This window comes from Reyranella sp. (genome assembly GCF_050185545.1).
In the GTDB taxonomy this organism is placed as follows: Bacteria; Pseudomonadota; Alphaproteobacteria; order Reyranellales; family Reyranellaceae; genus Reyranella.
On record NZ_JBFWZI010000146.1, the window covers coordinates 1 to 19169 of the forward strand.

At 67.3% G+C, this 19169-nt stretch carries 19 protein-coding genes; 15 read left to right on the forward strand and 4 right to left on the reverse strand.

The window, feature by feature from the left end; translation table 11 throughout:
• Positions 1 to 22: 22 nt before the first annotated feature.
• Together bcp and AB7O82_RS28190 are read right to left on the reverse strand one after the other, a co-directional pair.
• A complete protein-coding gene (bcp, locus tag AB7O82_RS28185; RefSeq protein ID WP_428548088.1) occupies positions 23 to 490 on the reverse strand; it encodes a thioredoxin-dependent thiol peroxidase in 468 nt (155 codons plus the stop codon).
• Positions 487 to 3354: a bifunctional [glutamine synthetase] adenylyltransferase/[glutamine synthetase]-adenylyl-L-tyrosine phosphorylase gene (locus AB7O82_RS28190; RefSeq protein WP_428548085.1), complete on the reverse strand. Its 2868-nt coding sequence runs from the start codon at positions 3352 to 3354 to the stop codon at positions 487 to 489. Before AB7O82_RS28190 ends, bcp begins: the two co-directional genes overlap by 4 nt.
• A gap of 200 nt (positions 3355 to 3554) precedes the next feature.
• On the opposite strand from AB7O82_RS28190, the gene AB7O82_RS28195 reads away from it, so the two are divergent.
• Entirely contained in the window at positions 3555 to 6671 is a 3117-nt protein-coding gene (locus tag AB7O82_RS28195; RefSeq protein ID WP_428548082.1) for a DUF3971 domain-containing protein, read from the forward strand.
• Between the two features lie 59 nt (positions 6672 to 6730).
• On the opposite strand, the gene tyrS is transcribed toward AB7O82_RS28195, so the two are convergent.
• Positions 6731 to 7984 (reverse strand): tyrosine--tRNA ligase, encoded by a 1254-nt coding sequence (gene tyrS, locus AB7O82_RS28200; protein WP_428548079.1) that lies wholly within the window; start codon positions 7982 to 7984, stop codon positions 6731 to 6733.
• A 120-nt stretch (positions 7985 to 8104) separates the two neighbouring features.
• On the opposite strand from tyrS, the gene AB7O82_RS28205 reads away from it, so the two are divergent.
• Positions 8105 to 8296: a hypothetical protein gene (locus tag AB7O82_RS28205; RefSeq protein WP_428548076.1), complete on the forward strand. Its 192-nt coding sequence runs from the start codon at positions 8105 to 8107 to the stop codon at positions 8294 to 8296.
• Between the two features lie 4 nt (positions 8297 to 8300).
• Positions 8301 to 9389, forward strand: coding sequence for an anhydro-N-acetylmuramic acid kinase (locus tag AB7O82_RS28210; RefSeq protein ID WP_428548073.1), 1089 nt, complete (start codon positions 8301 to 8303; stop codon positions 9387 to 9389).
• A 129-nt stretch (positions 9390 to 9518) separates the two neighbouring features.
• Here the strand turns inward: AB7O82_RS28210 and AB7O82_RS28215 are convergent, their stop codons facing one another.
• The gene (locus AB7O82_RS28215; RefSeq protein WP_428548070.1) at positions 9519 to 10193 is read right to left on the reverse strand and encodes an alpha/beta hydrolase; all 675 of its coding nucleotides are present in this window, start codon (positions 10191 to 10193) and stop codon (positions 9519 to 9521) included.
• Between the two features lie 225 nt (positions 10194 to 10418).
• Between AB7O82_RS28215 and AB7O82_RS28220 the strand changes: the two genes are divergently transcribed.
• The 12 genes from AB7O82_RS28220 to AB7O82_RS28275 form a co-directional block, all read left to right on the forward strand.
• On the forward strand, positions 10419 to 10892 hold the full coding sequence (locus AB7O82_RS28220) for an Rrf2 family transcriptional regulator (RefSeq protein WP_428548067.1): 474 nt from the start codon (positions 10419 to 10421) through the stop codon (positions 10890 to 10892).
• Positions 10893 to 10902: 10 nt separating this feature from the next.
• Complete coding sequence (locus AB7O82_RS28225; protein WP_428548064.1) at positions 10903 to 12021, forward strand: cysteine desulfurase family protein; 1119 nt, start codon at positions 10903 to 10905, stop codon at positions 12019 to 12021.
• Between the two features lie 18 nt (positions 12022 to 12039).
• A complete protein-coding gene (locus AB7O82_RS28230) occupies positions 12040 to 13278 on the forward strand; it encodes an IscS subfamily cysteine desulfurase (RefSeq protein ID WP_428548062.1) in 1239 nt (412 codons plus the stop codon).
• Between the two features lie 28 nt (positions 13279 to 13306).
• A complete protein-coding gene (gene iscU, locus AB7O82_RS28235; protein ID WP_428548059.1) occupies positions 13307 to 13708 on the forward strand; it encodes a Fe-S cluster assembly scaffold IscU in 402 nt (133 codons plus the stop codon).
• Between the two features lie 5 nt (positions 13709 to 13713).
• On the forward strand, positions 13714 to 14100 hold the full coding sequence (locus AB7O82_RS28240) for a HesB/IscA family protein (RefSeq protein WP_428548056.1): 387 nt from the start codon (positions 13714 to 13716) through the stop codon (positions 14098 to 14100).
• 24 nt (positions 14101 to 14124) lie between these two features.
• A complete protein-coding gene (gene hscB, locus AB7O82_RS28245; RefSeq protein WP_428548053.1) occupies positions 14125 to 14637 on the forward strand; it encodes a Fe-S protein assembly co-chaperone HscB in 513 nt (170 codons plus the stop codon).
• Entirely contained in the window at positions 14634 to 16529 is a 1896-nt protein-coding gene (gene hscA, locus AB7O82_RS28250; protein ID WP_428548050.1) for a Fe-S protein assembly chaperone HscA, read from the forward strand. The genes hscB and hscA overlap by 4 nt, the downstream gene beginning before the upstream one ends.
• Before the next feature lie 14 nt (positions 16530 to 16543).
• Positions 16544 to 16879: a ferredoxin family 2Fe-2S iron-sulfur cluster binding protein gene (locus AB7O82_RS28255; RefSeq protein WP_428548047.1), complete on the forward strand. Its 336-nt coding sequence runs from the start codon at positions 16544 to 16546 to the stop codon at positions 16877 to 16879.
• Between the two features lie 12 nt (positions 16880 to 16891).
• Complete coding sequence (iscX, locus tag AB7O82_RS28260) at positions 16892 to 17098, forward strand: Fe-S cluster assembly protein IscX (protein ID WP_428548044.1); 207 nt, start codon at positions 16892 to 16894, stop codon at positions 17096 to 17098.
• A gap of 100 nt (positions 17099 to 17198) precedes the next feature.
• Positions 17199 to 17834 (forward strand): hypothetical protein, encoded by a 636-nt coding sequence (locus AB7O82_RS28265; protein ID WP_428620728.1) that lies wholly within the window; start codon positions 17199 to 17201, stop codon positions 17832 to 17834.
• Between the two features lie 40 nt (positions 17835 to 17874).
• On the forward strand, positions 17875 to 18384 hold the full coding sequence (locus AB7O82_RS28270) for a hypothetical protein (protein WP_428548038.1): 510 nt from the start codon (positions 17875 to 17877) through the stop codon (positions 18382 to 18384).
• Positions 18385 to 18598: 214 nt separating this feature from the next.
• Positions 18599 to 19169, forward strand: a 571-nt coding sequence (locus tag AB7O82_RS28275; RefSeq protein ID WP_428620730.1) for an MnmA/TRMU family protein, incomplete at its 3' end; no start/stop codon positions are given.

Consider the following 19169-nt stretch of genomic DNA (forward strand, 5'->3'; position numbering starts at 1 on the left):
GGAGCATGAAGAGCGCCGCCGCTTACTTCAGCCCCTTGACCGCTTCCAGCACCTCGGCGACGTGGCCCGGCACTTTCACCTTGTGCCACACCTTGGCGACGGTGCCGGTCTTGTCGATCAGGAACGTGGCGCGCTCGATGCCCATGTACTTGCGGCCGTAGAGGCTCTTCTCGACCCAGGTTCCGTACTTCTCGCAGATCTTGCCGTCCTCGTCCGACACCAGCGGGAAGGTGAGATCGTACTTCGCCCTGAACTTGTCGTGGCGCGCGACGCTATCCTTCGAGACGCCGACGACCTGCGCCTTGACCTTGGAAAAGTCGGGCAGGGCGTCGCGAAAGCCGCACGCTTCGGCCGTGCACCCCGACGTGTCGTCCTTGGGATAGAAATAGAGCACGACCGGCTTGCCGCGCAGGTCGGACAATTTCAGCTTCTTGCCGCCGTCGGTCGCGGCGCTGAAATCCGGCGCCTTCTCGCCTGCTTCGACACTCATGGTTCGTTCCCCTTGTCGTCGGCTCGCGGTTTCCAGCCGGCGGCACGCGCCGGCTCCTCGACGATGCGTCGGTATATAGCACGGGCTGCTGCCGTCTCCGCGTCGATGCGCATCTGCAGCTCGGTGAGGTTGGACGCGCCCTCGGTGGCGGCGATCAGCCGTCGCTGGCCTTCGGGCGCCGCGGCCTCGTCGAACGTCGATTCGTCGCCGTCCAACGTGAGGCGGAGCAGACTCTGGACATCGCTCAGCAGGGCGCGGGTGGTGCGCAGGCGCTCGGCGTCAGCCCGGTCCAGCAAGCCCGCGTTGGCGGCGCGGCGCAGCATCTCGCCCGGATGGGGATCGAGCAGATCGGGGCGTTCGGCGGCATGCCGCAGGGCGAGGTACTGGGCCACGAAGTCGATATCGAACAAGCCGCCGGGCAGATGCTTGAAGTCCCACCGGCTCTTGGGCGGCGCATGGCGCGCGATGCGGTCGCGCATGTCGGCGACGTCGCGGACCAGGGAAACCGGGTCGTGCGGCCGGCACAGGGTCGCCGTCACGATGTCGGTCAGGCGCTCGACCAGCCCCGCCGGCCCGTGAATGACACGTGCCCGGGTCAACGCCATGTGCTCCCAGGTCCACGCCGACTGGGCATGGTAGCTCTCGAAGCCTTCGAGCGAGTTGGCGAGCGGGCCGGCGCGTCCCGAAGGACGCAGACGCATGTCGACTTCGTAGAGCGCGCCCTCGTTGGTATGCGCGGTGAGGGCGGTCACGATCTTGGTGCTGAGCCGCGTGTAATACTGGATTGGCGGCAGCGGCCTTGGTCCATCGGACGCTTCCATGCCAGCCGGAATATCGTAGACGAAGATCAGATCGAGATCGGAGGTCGCCGACATCTCGCGGCTCCCGAGCTTGCCCATGCCCAGCACGGCGAGCCGTTGGCCGCGGAAGCCGCCATGGGTTTCGGCAAAGCGCCGCTCGACCCGATCGCACAGTGCGGAGATCGTGGCCGCGGCGATATCGGCATAGGCCGTTCCCGCCTGGGCCGGCCGCACGATGGCCTGGAGTTGCTGCACGCCGACCTGGAAGCGTCGGTCGTTGGCCCAGCGGCGGGCCTGGTCGAGGATGTCCTGCTCGTGGTCGAGTTCTGCCAGGCTGCGCGCGAGATCGGCCGCCATTTCCGGTGCCGAAGGCAGGGGGCGGTAGAACGCGGGCGACAACACCGAGTCGAGCAGCAGGGTGCGGCGCGCGAGATGCGCGGCGAGGCCCGGCGCGCTGCCCATGATGGCAGCCACCAGATCGAGTAAGGCAGGATTGGACTTGAACAGAGAGAAGAGCTGTACGCCGGCCGGCAGGTTGTTGAGGAAGCGGTCGAAGTTGAGCAGTGCCTGGTCTGGTGCGGCAGTCGAAGCCAGGGCCTTGAGCAGGCCCGGCATCAGTTCCGTCAGGAGTTCGCGGGCCCGCGCCGTCGCCGTGGCCCGGTAACGCCCGTGATGCCAGCGACGGACGATGCCCGCCGCGGCGGAGGCATCGCGAAAGCCGAGGGTACGCAATGTTTCCAGCGTTCCGGGATCGTCGTCCGCCCCGGTGAACACCAGGTTGCCGCCCGGTCCGGCGAGGCTCGGTGCCTCCTCGAACAGCCGGGCGTAGTGGCCCTCGACGCAAAGCAGGCAGGCGAGCAGCGCGTCGCTGAACGTTCGGGCATCGCCATAGCCGAGGAAGGTCGCGATCGCTGCCAGGCCGGCCTCGTCGGTGGGCAGGCTGTGGGTCTGCTGGTCATCTACCATCTGCAGGCGATGCTCGACGCGGCGCAGGAAGCCGTAGGCCTCGATCAGGTCCTCCGCGGCCGCCGGCGTCACGTGGCCGGCGGCGGCGAGGGCGCGCAGGGTTTGGCAGGTCGCCCGCAGGCGCAGCGCCGGATTGCGGCCGCCGAAGATCAGTTGCTGGGTCTGGGCGAAGAACTCGATCTCGCGGACGCCGCCGCGACCCAGCTTGATGTTGTGGCCCAGCACCTTGACCGCGCCCCCGCCGCGGTGGGCGTCGATCTGGCGCTTGATCGAATGGATGTCGTGGATCGCCGCGAAGTCGAGATGCCGGCGCCAGATGTAGGGCTTGAGGCTGGTGAGAAATTCCGCGCCGACGGCGTGGTTGCCGGCGACCGGATGGGCCTTGATCATGGCCGCCCGTTCCCAGTTTTGGCCCACGCTTTCGTAGTAGAGCTCGGCGGCCTGGACCGACATGGCGAGCGGCGTCGAGCCCGGATCGGGCCGCAGCCGAAGGTCGGTACGAAAGATGTAGCCGTCGGCCGACGTCTCCGACATGAGCTGGACCAGCATGCGGGCGGCCCGCACGAAATGCCGCGAGAGCTGGTCGTTGCCAGCGAGGGCAGGGGCGTCGCGGTCGTAGAGCAGGATCAGGTCGATGTCGCTCGAGTAGTTGAGTTCGCCGGCACCAAGCTTTCCCATGCCGAGCACGGTGAAGGCGGCGGCTTGGGGATCGTTGCCGATGGCGAGCTGGCCGTCGCGCGCCAGCTGCAACAGGATCGAATCGCTCAGGGCCGACAGGCAGCTCGAGGCGAAGCTGCTGAGCTCGCCGGTTACCCGGTCGAGCGGCCAGTGGCCGGCGATGTCGGCAACGGCGACGGTCAGCGACACGCGCCGCTTCAGCCGGCGCAGGCTGGTGGCGATGGTCACGGGCGGAGCGCTGTCGCGTGCCGCCGCCCGCGTGGCCTCGAGCTCGGCCGACAGATCGATGCTCGCGGCATCGGGACCGCGACGCCACAGATCGGTCATAAAACTCTGGTTCTGTAGCGCCGTCTCGGTCAGGTAGGGACTGTTGCCGAACAGGGCGTCGAGCAACGCGACGGCGGCCGGATCCTCGGGCATCGCCGCCGACTCCTGCCATCGCGCCCAGGCGACGTCGCGCCGCTCGCGATCGTGGGGCTGCGGCAGTTGGGCAGTCGAAAGCCAAGACATACGAGGCGCAGGTCGGTTAAATTGGCATTGTCCTCCGGCACGCTGGCCTGCGGACGGCACCACCGTCAAGAACTTGGAAGAAGCGGTCTTTGGTCAAGAGAAGCTGCCGTGTGGCCGTCCGTATCGCGGCTGGAATCGTCCTAACCATTCTGGCGCTCGTCGTGGTGGCGGCGATGCGCCTGATGTCCGGACCGATCGACCTCGATTTCCTGAAGACCCGGATCGCCGAGGCGGTCGACGTGCCCGGCAACGACTACAAGCCCGATGCCAACCGCATTTTCATCGAATGGGGCAGCCTCAGCCAACCGGTGAGGCTGGTGTTCGACGGCATCCGCATCACCAACCTGCAGAACCAGGTCATTGCGACGGCGCCGAGGCTGGCGCTGTCGTTCGACGCGCGTGACGTCGTGCGCGGCAGGTTCCTGCCGAGGTCCGTCATCGTCGAGCGGCCGACCATCGAGGCGGAGATCGCCCGCGAGGGCGGGATGCTGCAGCGGATCTTTGCCCGGTCGGACGCCGATTCGCAGAACGAACTGGTGCGGGTGCTTTTCGAGCAGCTGCTTTCCGAGCCCAACGACGAGTCGCTGCTCGGCCAGCTCGACACCGTGGCGGTCGAGCAGGCGCGGCTCAGCCTGCGCGACGAGCACACCGGGATCGTATGGCTCGCGCCGGCGGCCCGCGTCCGCCTGACGCGCGACGCCGGTGGCGTCATCATCTCGGCCAGTGCGCATTTCAGCCCCGATGGCGGGGAGCCGATCAACATTACGGTGTCGGGCATCTATGCGCGCGATCGCAGCCGCGTGTCGGTCACGGCCCTCGTCAGCGACGTGCGTCCCGCGCTGTTCGCCGACCTGTCGCCCGATGCCGCCATGCTGCGCGGCGTCGACCTCAGCTTGTCCGGCCAAATGCAGATCGAGGCGGACGGCCGCGGTGACGTGCGCCATGTCGTCGTCGAGGTCACCGGTGGGGAGGGCACCGTCACCCTGCCCGGGGTGCTGCCGGTGCCTCACCGGGTCAAATCGGTTGGGGCGCGGGTTTCGGTGGACGCCCTCTCGCATACCGCGCAAATCGAGCGGATCGCGATCGACTTTGGCGCCGCCAAGATCCTGGTGACGGGATCGGGAAAGCGAACCATCGACGGGCAGACCTTCGGCGGCCGCGCCGAGGTGCGGCATGTTCCCGTCGACCGCCTCGGCGACTATTGGCCCATTCCGTTCGCTGAGGGCGGTCGTGCCTGGGCGCTCGCCAACCTCAGGAAAGGCGAGATCGACGTCGTCGCCGAGTTCGGCCTGAGCACGCCCGGCCACGACCTGGCCGAGCTCAAGGTCAACCGCATGGTGGGCATGATCGACTACCGTGGCATGACCGTGCGCTACATGCCGCAGATGCCCGACCTCGAGGGCGTGTCGGGCAAGGCGCGCTACGAGAACGGCATGCTGCGTTTCGACGTGGCGGGGGGCACGGCGGCGGGGCTGCGGACGAGCGGCGCCACGATCGTTCTGACAGGGCTTGCCGATCCGCCGCCGCAGCATGCGTCGATTCGCGTGCCGATCAGCGGATCGGCCAAGGAAGTCGTTCGCTTCCTGTCGCAACCCAAGCTCGGCCTGCCGAAGGACGTGCTCTACGACCCGCGGCGGCTGGGGGGCGAGGTGTCGATCGACCTGTCGCTCGACTTCCCGCTGCTCAATGCCCTGACCGTCTCGGACCTCGCCATCAAGGCCGAGGCGACCCTGTCGAAATTCTCGCTTCGGGGTGCGATCGGAAGCGTCGATCTCAGCGACACGTCTGCCCAGGTGAAGTACGCCAATTCCGAGCTCGGCATCTCGGGCAACGGCAAGCTCGACGGCAGCCAGGTCGACATCACGTGGCGCAGCCTGTTCGGACCCAGGGTGCCCTATCGCCAGCGCTATGAAGTCAGGGGGACCATCCCGGCCGCCCTGATCGCCAAGGCGGGGCTGCCATCGCCCGAGCCCTGGCTGAAGGGTCCGATTGCCACCACGCTGCACTATCAGGTCGGACCCAACGGGACGAGCGAGGTCGTCGGCAGGTTCGAGATCAAGGGGGCACACGCCAGCGCGCCGCCGCTCGATTGGAATAAGGAACCGGGCGTCGAGGGTCAGCTCCAGCTGACGGCGAAACTCGCAGCGGGCGGCAAGATCCAGACCATCGACTACAATGCGCGCAGCAATGGCTTGCTGGCGGTAGGCCAGGTTCGCTTCAACGGCGACAACACCGTGCAGCAGGTTGTGTTGCAGCAGTTGAGAATCGGCCGGACCGACATCGCCGGCGAATGGAAACGCACGCCGGGTGGCGCCGAGATGGCCTTGCGCGGTCCGGCGCTCGAGATGCCGCGCGTGCGCCACGCGCTCAGGTCGCGGCACGAGGCTGCGGCAAAGGATCCGACCGGCGCGACCGCGGTGTCGCACGCCCACACGAAGCTCAACCTGCAGCTCCAGCAGGTGCTCACCGAGATCGGGACACTGGGCTACGCCAATGGACGCGTCGAACTCTCCGGCGAGACCATCGTGTCAGCCGACGTGACGTTCGGCGCCGGCCAGGGTTCGACGTTCAGGGTGACGCCAGGCAATCCCGGCCGATCGGTGTTCTTCTATGTCGCCAATTTCGGCGCCATGCTGCGCGATGCCGGATGGATCGACGGTCTCGCCGAAGGCTATCTGCACATCGAAGGGCGCTACCGGGATCATTCGCCGACCGCCGCCCTCGAAGGCAAGCTCAAGATGGGGCCCTTCCGTCTGCAGCGCGTCACGCCGCGCGGCAACATCGGGACGCTGAACAGCGCCATCGATGGGTTGAACCGGGCCGGCAACGGGCTGCAGCAGTTCGACGGGCTGGAAGCCGGCCTGACGAAGAATGGCGATCGCATTCAGATCAAGAACGGCCACACCAGCGGCCAGTCGATCGGCCTGACGGCACGCGGCTGGGTGGATATCCGCACCGACACCGCGCAGCTGTCGGGGATCGTCGTGCCGGCCTTCGCCTTGAACAACCTGCTGTCGAACGTTCCGCTGCTGGGGCCGCTGCTGACCGGCGGCAAGGACGGCGGCCTGTTCGCGGTCTCGTACCAACTCTACGGGCCGTTCGCCGATCTCAAGACCGACGTCAACATGATGTCGGCGATGGCGCCGGGCGCCTTGCGCGAGCTGTTCAACGCGCAACAGGACTCGCCTCAGCCGCCCCTGCCGCCCGAGGTCAGACGCGCGCCGTGATCGTTCTCCTCCCCAGCGAGGACGCTGGGGAGGAGAAAGAGGGCGCCCTGCGAATTAATTCAGACCGCGCGCACCAGGACGTGGCGCTTGCGGCCGGCTGACAGCTTGAGCATGCCGGAGGCGTCGAGATCGCGCTCGCCGACGGTCGCCGTGTCGGCGTCGATCGGCCGGTCGTTCAGGCGTCCGCCGCCGCCCTTGATGAGCTTGCGCGCCTCGTTGCGGCTCTCGGCCAAGCCGGCCTCGTGCAGGAGCTCGAAGGCGGCGATGCCGGCGGCCAGACGCGCGCGCGGCAGGTCGATCGTCGGCAGCGATTCCGCCTTGACGCCTTCCTCGAACGTGCGGCGCGCGGTCTCGGCGGCAAGCTCGGCGGCCGCCTTGCCGTGCGCCAGCGTCGTGATCTCGGTCGCCAGAATCTTCTTGGCTTCGTTGATTTCCTGACCCTTCAGGGCCTCGAGGCGGGCGATCTCGTCGAGCGGCATGTCGGTGAAGGTCCTGAGGAAGCGTCCGACGTCGGCATCCTCGCTGTTCCGCCAGTACTGCCAGAAATCGTACGGGCTCAGGCGATCGGGATTGAGCCACACGGCGCCGGCGGCGGTCTTGCCCATCTTGGCGCCGGAGCTGGTCGCGAGCAGGGGCGAGGTGAGGGCGAACAGCTCCGCACCTTCCATGCGGCGGCCGAGATCGGCACCCATGATGATGTTGCCCCACTGGTCGGAGCCGCCCATCTGCAGGATGCAGCCGTAGCGCTTGTGCAGCTCGACGAAATCGTACGACTGCAGGATCATGTAGTTGAACTCGAGGAAGGTGAGCGGCTGGTCGCGCTCCAGCCGCAGCTTCACAGAATCCATGGTCAGCATGCGATTGACCGAGAAGTGCCGGCCGACGTCGCGCAGCAGGGGGATGTAGAGCAGCGTGTCCAGCCAGTCGGCATTGTTGGCCATGACCGCGTCGGTCGGGCCGTCGCCGAACGTCAGGTAGTTGGCAAAGCTCTTGCGGATGCACGCCATGTTGGCGTCGATCTGCTGCGGCGTCAGGAGCTGGCGCGTCTCGTCGCGACCCGACGGGTCGCCGACCTTGGTCGTGCCGGCGCCCATCAGGGCGATCGACTTGTGCCCGGTCTTCTGCCACCAGCGCAGCAGCATGATCTGCAGCAGATGGCCGACATGCAGGGAGTCGGCGGTGCAGTCGAAGCCGATATAGGCGGTGCGGGTCCCGCTCGACAGCAGCTCGTCCAGGCGCGCCGCATCGCTGCACTGGTGCACCATGCCGCGCTCGTGCACGACCCGCATGAAATCCGACTTGAAGCCCGCCATTTCTCCGACCAGCGAATTGTCCGTGAAGCGGCGGGATGTAACATGGGCGGCCCGCGCCCTCAACGGGCGTCCCGCGCCCAGTCCAATCGGAGCGAATCGGCCCAATAGGAGCGAACAGGATTGTCCAATCTCACCGAGGAGCGCGTAGCGCTCGCCCGTCGCGGAGAAAATCCCTTCATCATCAGTCGCCTGAGATCGGGATGGCTGGTCATCGGCGACGTCCAGCCGCTGCCGGGCTATAGCCTGCTGTTCAGTCCGGAGCAGGACGGCCCGTTCATCGCGCGCATGCGCCACTACTTTGCCGCGCGGTGACGGCATGACCGAGCAGGGAAAAACGCTCAGGGCGCTAGGCATGATGAGCGGGACGTCGGTCGATGGCGTCGATGTCGCCCTGATCGAGACCGACGGCGAGGGCATTTCGTCGTTCGGCCCCTCTCTCACCGTTCCCTACGACGACGCCGTGCGTCGAGTGATCCGCGGCGTGTTCGGCGCGGAGCAGGCGAGCGCCGAAACCGCTGCCGCCGAGGGCGCCGTGACTGAGGCACATGCCGAGGCTGCCCGGCTGTGGGCGCGCGAGCACGCGATCCCGCTCGACTCGATCGACGTCGTCGGGTTTCACGGGCAGACGATCAACCATCGGCCGGAAAGGCGCTTCACTTGGCAGATCGGCGACGGCGCGGCGCTCGCGCGGGCGCTCGGCGTACAGGTGGTCAACGATCTGCGCAGCGCCGACGTCGCGGCCGGCGGACAGGGCGCGCCGCTGGTGCCGATCTACCATGCCGCGCTGGTCCGCACGCTGTCGCGGCCGCTTGCCGTGGTCAATGTCGGAGGCGTCGCCAATGTCACCTGGATCGGCGACGACGGCGCGCTGCTCGCCTTCGATACCGGGCCGGGCAATGGACCGATCGACGATTGGTGCGCCCGCCGTGCCGGCCAGCGCTTCGACCTCAACGGTTCGCTCGCGGCAGCGGGCAAGGTCGATCGAACCCGACTCGAACGATTCGCCGAGCATCGCTACTTCAGCCAGAAGCCGCCGAAGTCGCTCGACCGCGGCGATTTCACCGATTCCTGGGTCGACGGGCTCGGCGCCGCCGACGGGGCGGCGACCCTGACGCGCGGCACCGCCCGGGCGATTGCGCTTGCAGCCTGTCATTTCCCGCAGCCGGTTCGGCAATGGATCGTCTGCGGCGGCGGCGCGCGAAATCCAACGCTCGTTCGAACGATCGCCGGGGAAACGCGCGCCGAGGTGATCGTGGCATCGGATCTCGGCTGGGACGGCGATGCGCTGGAGGCACAAGCCTTCGCCTATCTGGCCGTACGTGCGCTGCGCGGCCTGCCGCTCACGTTTCCCGGAACCACCGGCGCCCCGCGTCCGATGACCGGCGGGCGCCTGCATTTGCCGTGACTGTCGAGTTCTTGGCGCGGGTTCATGCTCTTCCGGACCGCGAGCGTCTCGCTCGCTCTTCCGTATGAGCGAGCGAGACGCTCGCGGTCCGGAAGGGCATGACGTCGGATCGAAGCGAGACCTGTAGGTCTAGGGTTCCTTGTTGCTCGTCGCGCGGCCGGGCGGATTGAGCAGGCACTTGGCGACGTAGCGGTCGACCTCGACCGCGAGCTTGTCGAGCGAATCGTGGAAGAAGTGATTGGCGCCCTTGATGGTGCGCGGCTCGACGGTGATGCCCTTCTGCAGCGACAGGCGCGCCACCAGTTTCTGGATGTCGGCGAGCGGCACGACCTCGTCACGCTCGGCACCGACGATCAGGCCCGACGACGGGCAGGGGGCGAGGAAGGCGAAGTCGTAGGAATTCGCCGGCGGCGCCACCGAGACGAAGCAATCGATCTCCGGACGGCGCATCAGGAGCTGCATGCCGATCCAGGCGCCGAAGGAGTAGCCGGCGATCCAGCACGACTTGGCGTCGGCATTCATCGTCTGCAGCCAGTCGAGAGCGGCGGCGGCATCGCTCAACTCGCCCATGCCATTGTCGAACCGGCCCTGGCTGCGCCCGACGCCCCGGGTGTTGAAACGCAGGACGGAGAAGCCGCGATTGACGAAGACGTGGAACAGCGAGAACACCACCTTGTGGTTCATCGTCCCGCCATATTGCGGGTGCGGGTGCAGGATCAGGGCGATGGGCGCGTGCTCTTCCTTGCTCTGGTGATAGCGACCCTCGAGACGACCCTCGGGGCCAGTAAACATCACATCAGGCATGGAAACTCCGAAAATCCCTCATTCTTGGCCGCCGGCGGCCACAGCCCGCCGCAGCAATCTTGATACTTGACTGGCCAACTCAGACTTATTAAATCCCAGTCAACAGGTTGGTCTTTGGGCCAAGTCCCTGTCAGGGGGTTGAAATATCGTACTAACGCCTTGGTTTTCAAGACCTTTGGGCGTTCGTGAGCGACCGCCGGGATTGTCCGGCACCAGGAGGATGCTGTGAAGCTCAGCACCAAGGGGCGTTATGCCGTCATGGCGATGGTCGATCTGGCCCGTCACGCCCAGGCCAAGCCGGTATCGTTGTCGGATATCGCGACCCGCCAGGAAATTTCGTTGTCGTATCTGGAACAGCTCTTTGCCCGGCTGCGCCGCGCCGGCCTGGTGAGGAGCGTCCGCGGCCCCGGCGGTGGCTATCGGCTGGCGCGCGGCTCGGCAGAGACGCGGGTCTCCGAGATCATCCTCGCCGTCGACGAGCCAATCACCGCCACGCGCTGCACCGAGATGGGGGCGACGGGCTGTCGGGCGGACCGCAGCAAGTGCCTGACGCATGACCTGTGGGAAGAGCTCGGCAACCAGATCCACATGTTCCTGAGCTCGGTCACCTTGCGCGATGTGCTGGAGCGCAAGCTGACGACGCACATCATCGAAGCACCGGTGGTTACCAAGCCCGACTCCGTCGCCGCCGCCAGCTGACGGCAGGACCATGCGTGCACCCGCGTACCTCGATCACAACGCAACGAGCCCGCTGCGACCGGAAGCGCTCGATGCCATGGTCGCGGCTTTGCGCGCGGGCGGCAATCCGTCGGCGGTTCATAGCGCGGGGCGCAAGGCGCGCGGCCTGGTCGAGGCGTCGCGCCGCCGCGTGGCGGCGTTGGCCGGGTGCCTGCCGGGCGAGGTTGTCTTTACCTCGGGCGGCACGGAAGCAAATAATCTGACTCTGTCCGGCAGCGGTCGCAGGCGCGTGCTGGTCTCGGCGGTCGAGCATGACAGCGTGCTCAAGGCGTCCGCGGACGCCGAAATCATCCGCGTCGACCGCGACGGCGTCGTCGATCTCGGGGCGCTCGAGCGGATGCTTTCGCAGGCCGCCGAGCCCGCTCTGGTTTCCGTCATGCTGGCCAACAACGAAACCGGTGTCATCCAGCCGGTCGGCGAGGTGGTGCGCTTGGCCCGTCGAGCCGGAGCCCTGGTGCATTGCGACGCCGTCCAGGCAGCCGGCAAGCTCGAGTTCGATATCCATGGGCTCGGCGTCGACTACCTCAGCCTGTCGGCGCACAAGCTCGGCGGCCCGACCGGGATTGGCGCCCTGGTCGTACGCAGCGGAGCCCCGTTGACACCGGATCGGCGCGGCGGAGGCCAGGAAGCCAATCGCCGGGCCGGCACGGAGAATTTGGCCGGCATCGCGGGCTTCGGCGCGGCGGCGGAAGCCGCGCAACCCGGCCTGTCCATGGCGCCGTTGCGCGACCGCCTGGAGGCGGCGCTGCTGCAACTGGCGCCGGGCGCCCGGGTGTTCGGCGCCGGTGCCCCGCGACTGGGCAATACGAGCTGCATTTCGATGCCGGGCGTGAAGGCCGAGACGCAGGTGATGGCGCTCGATCTGGCCGGTGTCTGTGTCAGCGCCGGAGCGGCGTGCTCCTCCGGCAAGGTTCAGCGTTCCGCCGTGCTCGACGCCATGGGCGTGGAGCCGGCCGAGGCCGCCACGGCGATCCGGGTCAGCCTGGGTTGGAACAGCGAATCGGGCGACATTGATCGCTTGATCGGGACGTGGCGGGACCTATATATCCGAGCGGGCAAGTCGGATATTGACAATGCCCGGGCAGCCTAGGAAATCCATGGGGTAAGCATGAGCGTCCTTAGCCAGATCCGGCGCAACGACCAGCCGATTTATCTCGACTACCAGGCGACCACGCCGCTGGATCCGCGGGTCCTCGAGGCGATGATGCCGTACTTCACCTACAAGTTCGGCAATCCGCACTCGCGCAGCCATGCCTATGGCTGGGAGGCCGAGGAGGGCGTCGAGAAGGCGCGTGCCCAGGTCGCGAAGCTGATCGGCGCGGACGAGAAGGAAGTGATCTTCACCTCGGGCGCCACCGAGTCGAACAACCTCGCCATCCGCGGCGTCGCCGAGTTCTACAAGGATCGCAAGAACCACATCGTCACCACGGTGACCGAGCACAAGTGCGTGCTCGATACCTGCCGCCATCTCGAGCAGCAGGGCTTCGAGGTGACGTATCTGCCGGTGCAGAAGAACGGCCTGATCGATCTCGACACCCTGCGCGCCGCGATCACCGACAAGACGGTGGTCGTGTCGGTCATGGCGGTGAACAACGAGATCGGCGTGATCCAGCCGCTGGCCGAGATCGGCAAAATCTGCCGTGAGAAGAAGACCTTCTTCCATACCGACGCGGCCCAGGCGGCCGGCAAGATCCCGCTCGACGTCGAGGCGATGAACATCGACCTGATGAGCATCTCCGGCCACAAGATCTACGGCCCCAAGGGCATCGGCGCGCTCTATGTTCGCCGCAAGCCGCGAGTTCGCCTGGTGCCGCTGATCGTCGGCGGCGGCCAGGAGCGCGGCTTCCGCTCGGGCACCCTGCCGGCGCCGCTCTGCGTGGGGCTGGGCGAGGCGGCCGAGATCGCCATGAAGGAGATGGATGCCGAGGCGGAGCGGCTGACCAGGCTGCAGGCGCGCATGCTCAAGGGCCTGCAGGGCCGGCTGTCGGAAATCTACGTCAACGGCGACCTGGAGCATCGCATCCCCGGCAACCTCAACATCAGCTTCGCTTACGTCGAGGGCGAGTCGCTGATGATGGGCATCAAGAATCTGTCGGTTTCGTCCGGCTCGGCGTGCACGTCGGCATCGCTCGAACCAAGCTATGTGCTGCGGGCGCTGGGAGTCGACGAGGAGCTGGCGCATACCTCGCTGCGCATCGGGCTCGGCCGGTTCACCACCGAGCACGAGGTCGATACCGCGGTCGACGAGCTGGTGTGCCATGTCGAGAAGTTGCGGGCGATGAGCCCGCTGTGGGAGATGGCCCAGGAGGGCATCGACCTCAAGTCAATCGAATGGGCCGCCCACTGAGGCCCGCCGCAAGTTCGAGGAGAGTGTCATGACCTACAGCGCCAAGCTGATCGATCACTACGAGAACCCGCGCAACATCGGGTCGCTCGACAAGAATTCCGAGGATGTCGGCACCGGCCTGGTCGGCGCGCCGGCATGCGGCGACGTCATGAAGCTGCAGATCAAGGTCGGCGCCGATGGCCTGATCGAGGACGCCAAGTTCAAGACCTTCGGTTGCGGCTCGGCGATCGCATCGTCCTCGCTCGTCACCGAATGGGTGAAGGGCAAGACGATCGACGAGGCCGAGACGATCAAGAACACCGACATCGCGCGCCATCTGGCGCTGCCGCCGGTGAAGATTCATTGCTCGGTCCTGGCCGAGGACGCGATCAAGGCGGCGATCGCCGACTATCGCGCCAAGATGGCCAAGAAGGACGAAGCTGCGGAGTAGGGTAGATGAGCACCACTGTCGAGACGCCGAAGCCCGCGGCGGCGCGGCCGCGTCGGCCGCGGCCTCAGCTGATGACCGTGACGCAGGCGGCGGTAGAGCGCGTCAAGGCGTTGATCGACGGCCGCGACAAGCCCACGGCCGGGATCCGCATTGGCGTACGCACCAAGGGCTGCTCCGGCCTGTCCTACACGCTGGAGTTCGCCGACAGCCAGCAGCCGATGGACGAGGTTGTCGAAGCGAGCGGCATCAAGCTGCTGATCGACCCGAAGGCGTCGCTGTTCCTGATCGGCACTGAGATGGACTATGCCGAGGAGAAACTGAAGTCGGGTTTCGTCTTCAAGAACCCGAACGAGAAGGGCCGCTGCGGCTGCGGCGAATCCTTCCACATCTGATCACCCGGCCGGCGAAGCTTCATCATGGATCATTTCGCGCGGCTGGGACTGCCGGCGGCGCTCGACCTGGAGCTCGCTCAGCTCGACCAAGCCTATTTCGCGCGCCAGCGGCAGTGGCATCCCGATCGGTTCGTCGGCCGGCCGGCCGATGAGCGGGCGCGGGCGTCGATCGAAGCGGCGGCCCTGAACGACGCCTACCGCACGCTCAAGGCCCCCGTCGATCGTGCGGTCTATCTCGCCGCCCTGAAGGGGGTCGAGCTGCCCGGCGACGGCAAGACCATCGACGATCCCGACCTCCTCATGGAGGCGATGGAGGCGCGCGAGGCGCTGCACGAGGCGGCAACGGTGGACGAGGTCGAAACCCTGGCCGGACAGGCCCGAAAGGATGCCGAGGCAGCCTTGGCAAGCCTCGCGAGTTTGTTGTTGCAGGATGACAAGCCCGCCATCAGAAAGACGCTCCTTCGCCTGCGCTACCTCGACAAGTTCGCCGAGGAAGTGCAGGCGCGACGCACGAATCTCGAACGGCCGAGGCCATGACACTGCTTGAGATCCACGAGCCCGGCGAAACGCCCCTGCCGCATGCCGGCGAGGGATCGCTGGCGGTCGGCATCGATCTCGGCACGACCAATTCGGTGGTGGCCTTCGCGCGCGACGGAAAGCCGGCGGCCCTGCACGACGAGTCGGGACGCGCCCTGGTGCCGTCGGTCGTGGCCTACCCGGCGGCCGGTGGCGTTCTGGTCGGCGATGCGGCGGGCCTGCTGGCGAGCCGGGAACCCAGGAATGTCGTGGCATCGATCAAGCGGCTGATGGGCCGCGGTGCCGCGGATCTCCAGGCCGTCGCGGGCGTGCTGCCGTACGAGATCGCCCCGGGCGGCGGGCCGACCGACATGGTGAAGCTGCAGATCGGCGGCAAGGCCCGCTCGCCGGTCGAGATATCGGCCGAGATCCTCAGGGCGCTGCGCAGCCGTGCCGAAGCCGCGCTCGACAAGCCGATCGAGCGCGCGGTCATCACCGTGCCCGCCTATTTCGACGACGCCGCGCGCACGGCGACGCGGGATGCGGCGCGAGTCGCGGGCCTCGAGGTGCTGCGGCTCGTCAACGAGCCGACGGCGGCGGCATTGGCCTACGGCTTGGACAAGGGCTCGGAGGGCCTGTACGCGGTCTACGATCTGGGCGGCGGCACGTTCGATTTCTCCCTGCTGCGGCTCGAGAAGGGCGTGTTCCAGGTTTTGGCGACCGGTGGCGACACGGCGCTGGGCGGCGATGATTTCGACCGCGCGATCGCCGAGCGCATGCTGGCGGAGCGCCGTACCGACGGCCTTGGTGACCAGGTCGACGAAGCGGCGGTCAAGGCGGCGCTGGCGCTCGGCCGGCAGGTCAAGGAGCAGCTGTCCGATCGCGATCAGGCTTCGGGCCGGCTCGAGATTGCCGGCGTGCCGTCGTTCCACACGCTGGAGCGCGCTGCCTTCGAGGCGATGATCGACGCCTGGGTCGCCCGCACGATCGACATCGCACGTGGCGTATTGGCCGATGCCGGCCTGATGGCACGCGACATCGAGGGGGTGGTGCTGGTCGGCGGCTCGACCCGGGTGCCGCGCGTTCGCGCCGCCGTCGCCGCGATGATCGGCAAGCCGCCGCTGAGTGACATCGATCCTGACGAAGTAGTGGCGCTCGGTGCTGCATTGCAGGCCGAAGCCCTGACCGGCGGCGGCGATACGCTGCTGCTCGACGTGACGCCGTTGTCCCTCGGCCTGGAGACGATGGGCGGCATTGTCGAGAAGATCGTGCCGCGCAACACGCCGATCCCGGTCCAGCTCGCACAGGAATTCACGACCTACCAGGACGGCCAGGCGGCGATGGCGATCCATGTCGTGCAGGGCGAGCGCGAGATGGTCGCCGATTGCCGCAGTCTGGCGCGATTCGAGCTGCTCGGGATACCGCCCATGACGGCGGGCGCGGCGCGCATCCGGGTGACGTTTGCCGTCGATGCCGACGGGCTTCTCACCGTGTCGGCCGAGGAGCGCACCACCGGCGTGGCGCAGCGCATCGAGGTCAAGCCGTCCTACGGCCTCAGCCACGACGACATGGCCGACATGCTCTACGACAGCCTGGAGAATGCCGAGGCCGACATGACCCAGCGTCTGCTCACCGAGGCACGGGTCGAGGCGCGGCGGAACCTGCTGGCGCTCGAGACGGCGCTCGCCAGGGACGGTGATCTGCTGTCGGCCGAGGAGCGCAGCGCCCTCGACTCGGGCCGGGCGCGATTGGAAGCCGCGCTCCCGGGCGATGATCGGGAGGAAATCAATGCTGCGGCCGAAGCGCTCGAAGCGCTGTCCAAGCCGTTCGCCGAGCGTCGAATGGATCGCGGCATCCGGGACGCGCTGTCGGGAATGGCTGTAAGCGAACTGGAAAACCGGGTGGGCGAATGACGAGGTCTTGCTGAATGCCGAAGATGACGTTCATCCTCAAGGACGGATCGCGCAAGGAAGTCGATGCGCCGATCGGCCTCAGCGTCCTCGAGATCGCCCATCGCAACCACATCGACATCGAGGGCGCCTGCGAGGGCTCGCTCGCCTGCTCGACCTGTCACGTCATCGTGGAAAAGAACTGGTTCGATCAGCTGGCACCGGCGAGCGAGGACGAGGAGGACATGCTCGACCTCGCGTTTGGCCTTACCCACACGTCGAGACTGGGCTGCCAGATCCGCATGTCCGAATCGCTCGACGGCCTCGTGGTCCGCCTTCCGGCGGCGACCCGCAACATGATGGTCGACAAGTAGGGAGGAGGGGCGATGGCCCGCAAGCTGCGCTGGACCGATGTCCAGGATATCGCCATCGAGCTCGAGGAGCGCCACCCTGAGGCTGACAACGTCAATCTCCGCTTCACCGACCTGCATCGCTGGATCATGGAGCTGCCCGAATTCGCCGACGATCCAAACCGGTCGAACGAGAAGATCCTCGAAGCCATCCAAGCGGCGTGGATCGACGAACGCGGCTAGAGCGATTTGCGATCGGGGCGCGCCCCGATCGGAAATACGTGCACCGGAGATGATGGTTCAACAGGTGGCCTAGCGGTATGCCGCAATTTGAGCAAGAATCATGTCGTACAGTAATGATGCCTGGGAGGGTGTCATGAGGGGCGACTGGTTCCGTGTTCTGCTGCTGCCGCTGATGCTGGCATTGGGCTTGGGGGCATGCGCCTCCAACGCCGTGCAGCCCGGCATCGTCCATACCTCGAGCGGCCCCTCCGGGTCGTATCCGGCAGCCGGACCCTATCCTGGCGGACCCTATGGCGGGCCCTCCGGCAATGTGCCGTCCCAGGGCAGCGTCTATGCCACGCCCGGATCGGGCGACACGGGGCGGGTCGTGGCGATCCGCGAGATCGCCCTGCAGGGAGCCGGGGGCGGCGGAGGCGGCAGCGGCCCGCTGTGGGGCGGGCTGCTCGGCGCCGGCGGCGGTGCGACGATCGGCGCGATCACGAGCAACAGCCTGGGGGGTGCGCTGGTGGGCGCTCTGCTGGGTGCGGTCGGTGGCGCCATTGCCGGATCGATCGCCGACGGAAGCCGCGGCGCCGGGCGGGGCATCGAGGTGGTCGTGCAGCGCGATGACGGGCAGCGGATCACGATCGCCCAGCCGGATGACGGCGATGTCCAACTGGGCGATCGGGTGCAGATCATCCAAAATCGCCAGGGGGTCGCCCAGGCGGTACGCGACCCGTCGGTACGGCAAGACTGAATTCCGGTTCCGACCTTACATCTGGAGAGAGTGACACCCCATGCTGCGTAAGTGGCTTCTGAGCTTGTTGATCCCGCTGGCCCTGGCGGCGGGACTGAGCGCGTGCAACGGCAGCAGCGGCGCGGTTCAGCCGGGTGTCGTCAATACTTCGGCTCAGGGCGGCTACCGCGGCGAGACCGGCCGAGTCATCAGGATCCGCGAGGTGGCGGTACGCAGCGGCAACACCGGCGTGAGCGACGGCACGCTGATCGGCGGCGGCGTCGGCATGGCCGGCGGCGCCGCGATCGGCGCGGCCACCACCAACTCGGTGGGCGGCGCCGTGGTCGGCGGCCTGCTGGGTGCCGTCGGCGGCGCGATCGCCGGCACCGCCATCGACCAGCAGTCCACCCGTCGCGGCATCGAGGTCACCGTCCGGCGGGACGACGGCCAGCAGGTCACCATCGCCCAGGTCGACGACGGCGACATCCAGGTCGGCGACCGCGTCGCCATCGTCTACGACCGCAACGGCGTGGCCAAGGCCATCCGCGATACCGGCTATCGACGGGATTAGAGAGTTTTCCTTCCCCGTAATCGGGGGGGGCCCGAAGGGGCGGAGGGGGAAAGCCTCAGTCGCCCTTTCTCCGAGTTCGGCGTCGGAACTTCAAATATCTCGTTTGAGGCTTTCCCCCTCCGCCCCCTACGGGCGCACCTCCCCCGACGACGGGGGGGAGGAATCGCGTGTCCGGGATGCGCCAGCACCCATCCGCGCCTATATAGACCCGGCCATGGCCAGGAATTCCCTCGGGCTCGACAAGTCACCGGTCGACACGCGCGTCGTCGTTGCGATGTCGGGCGGCGTCGATTCGTCGGTGACGGCGGCGCTCCTGAAGGAGCAGGGCTACGACGTGGTCGGCGTCACCTTGCAGCTCTATGACCACGGTGTCGCCGTTGGAAAGACCGGGGCGTGCTGCGCGGGCCAGGACATTGCCGACGCCCGGCAGGTTGCCGAGCGGCTGTCGATTCCCCACTACGTGCTGGACTACGAGAGCCGGTTCCGCGCCGAAGTGATGGAAGCATTTGCCGATTCCTACGCCCGCGGCGAGACGCCGGTGCCCTGCATCGCTTGCAACAGGACGGTGAAGTTCCGCGATCTGCTGCGCACCGCCCGCGAGCTCGGCGCCGAAGCGCTGGCGACCGGCCATTACGTGCGCCGCGTGCAGGGTGCCCAGGGCGCCGAGCTTCATCGCGGCGCCGACCCGTCGCGTGACCAGAGCTACTTCCTGTTCGGCACTACGCGCGATCAGCTGGAGTTCCTGCGATTTCCCCTGGGCGACCTGCCGAAGAGCGAGACGCGCG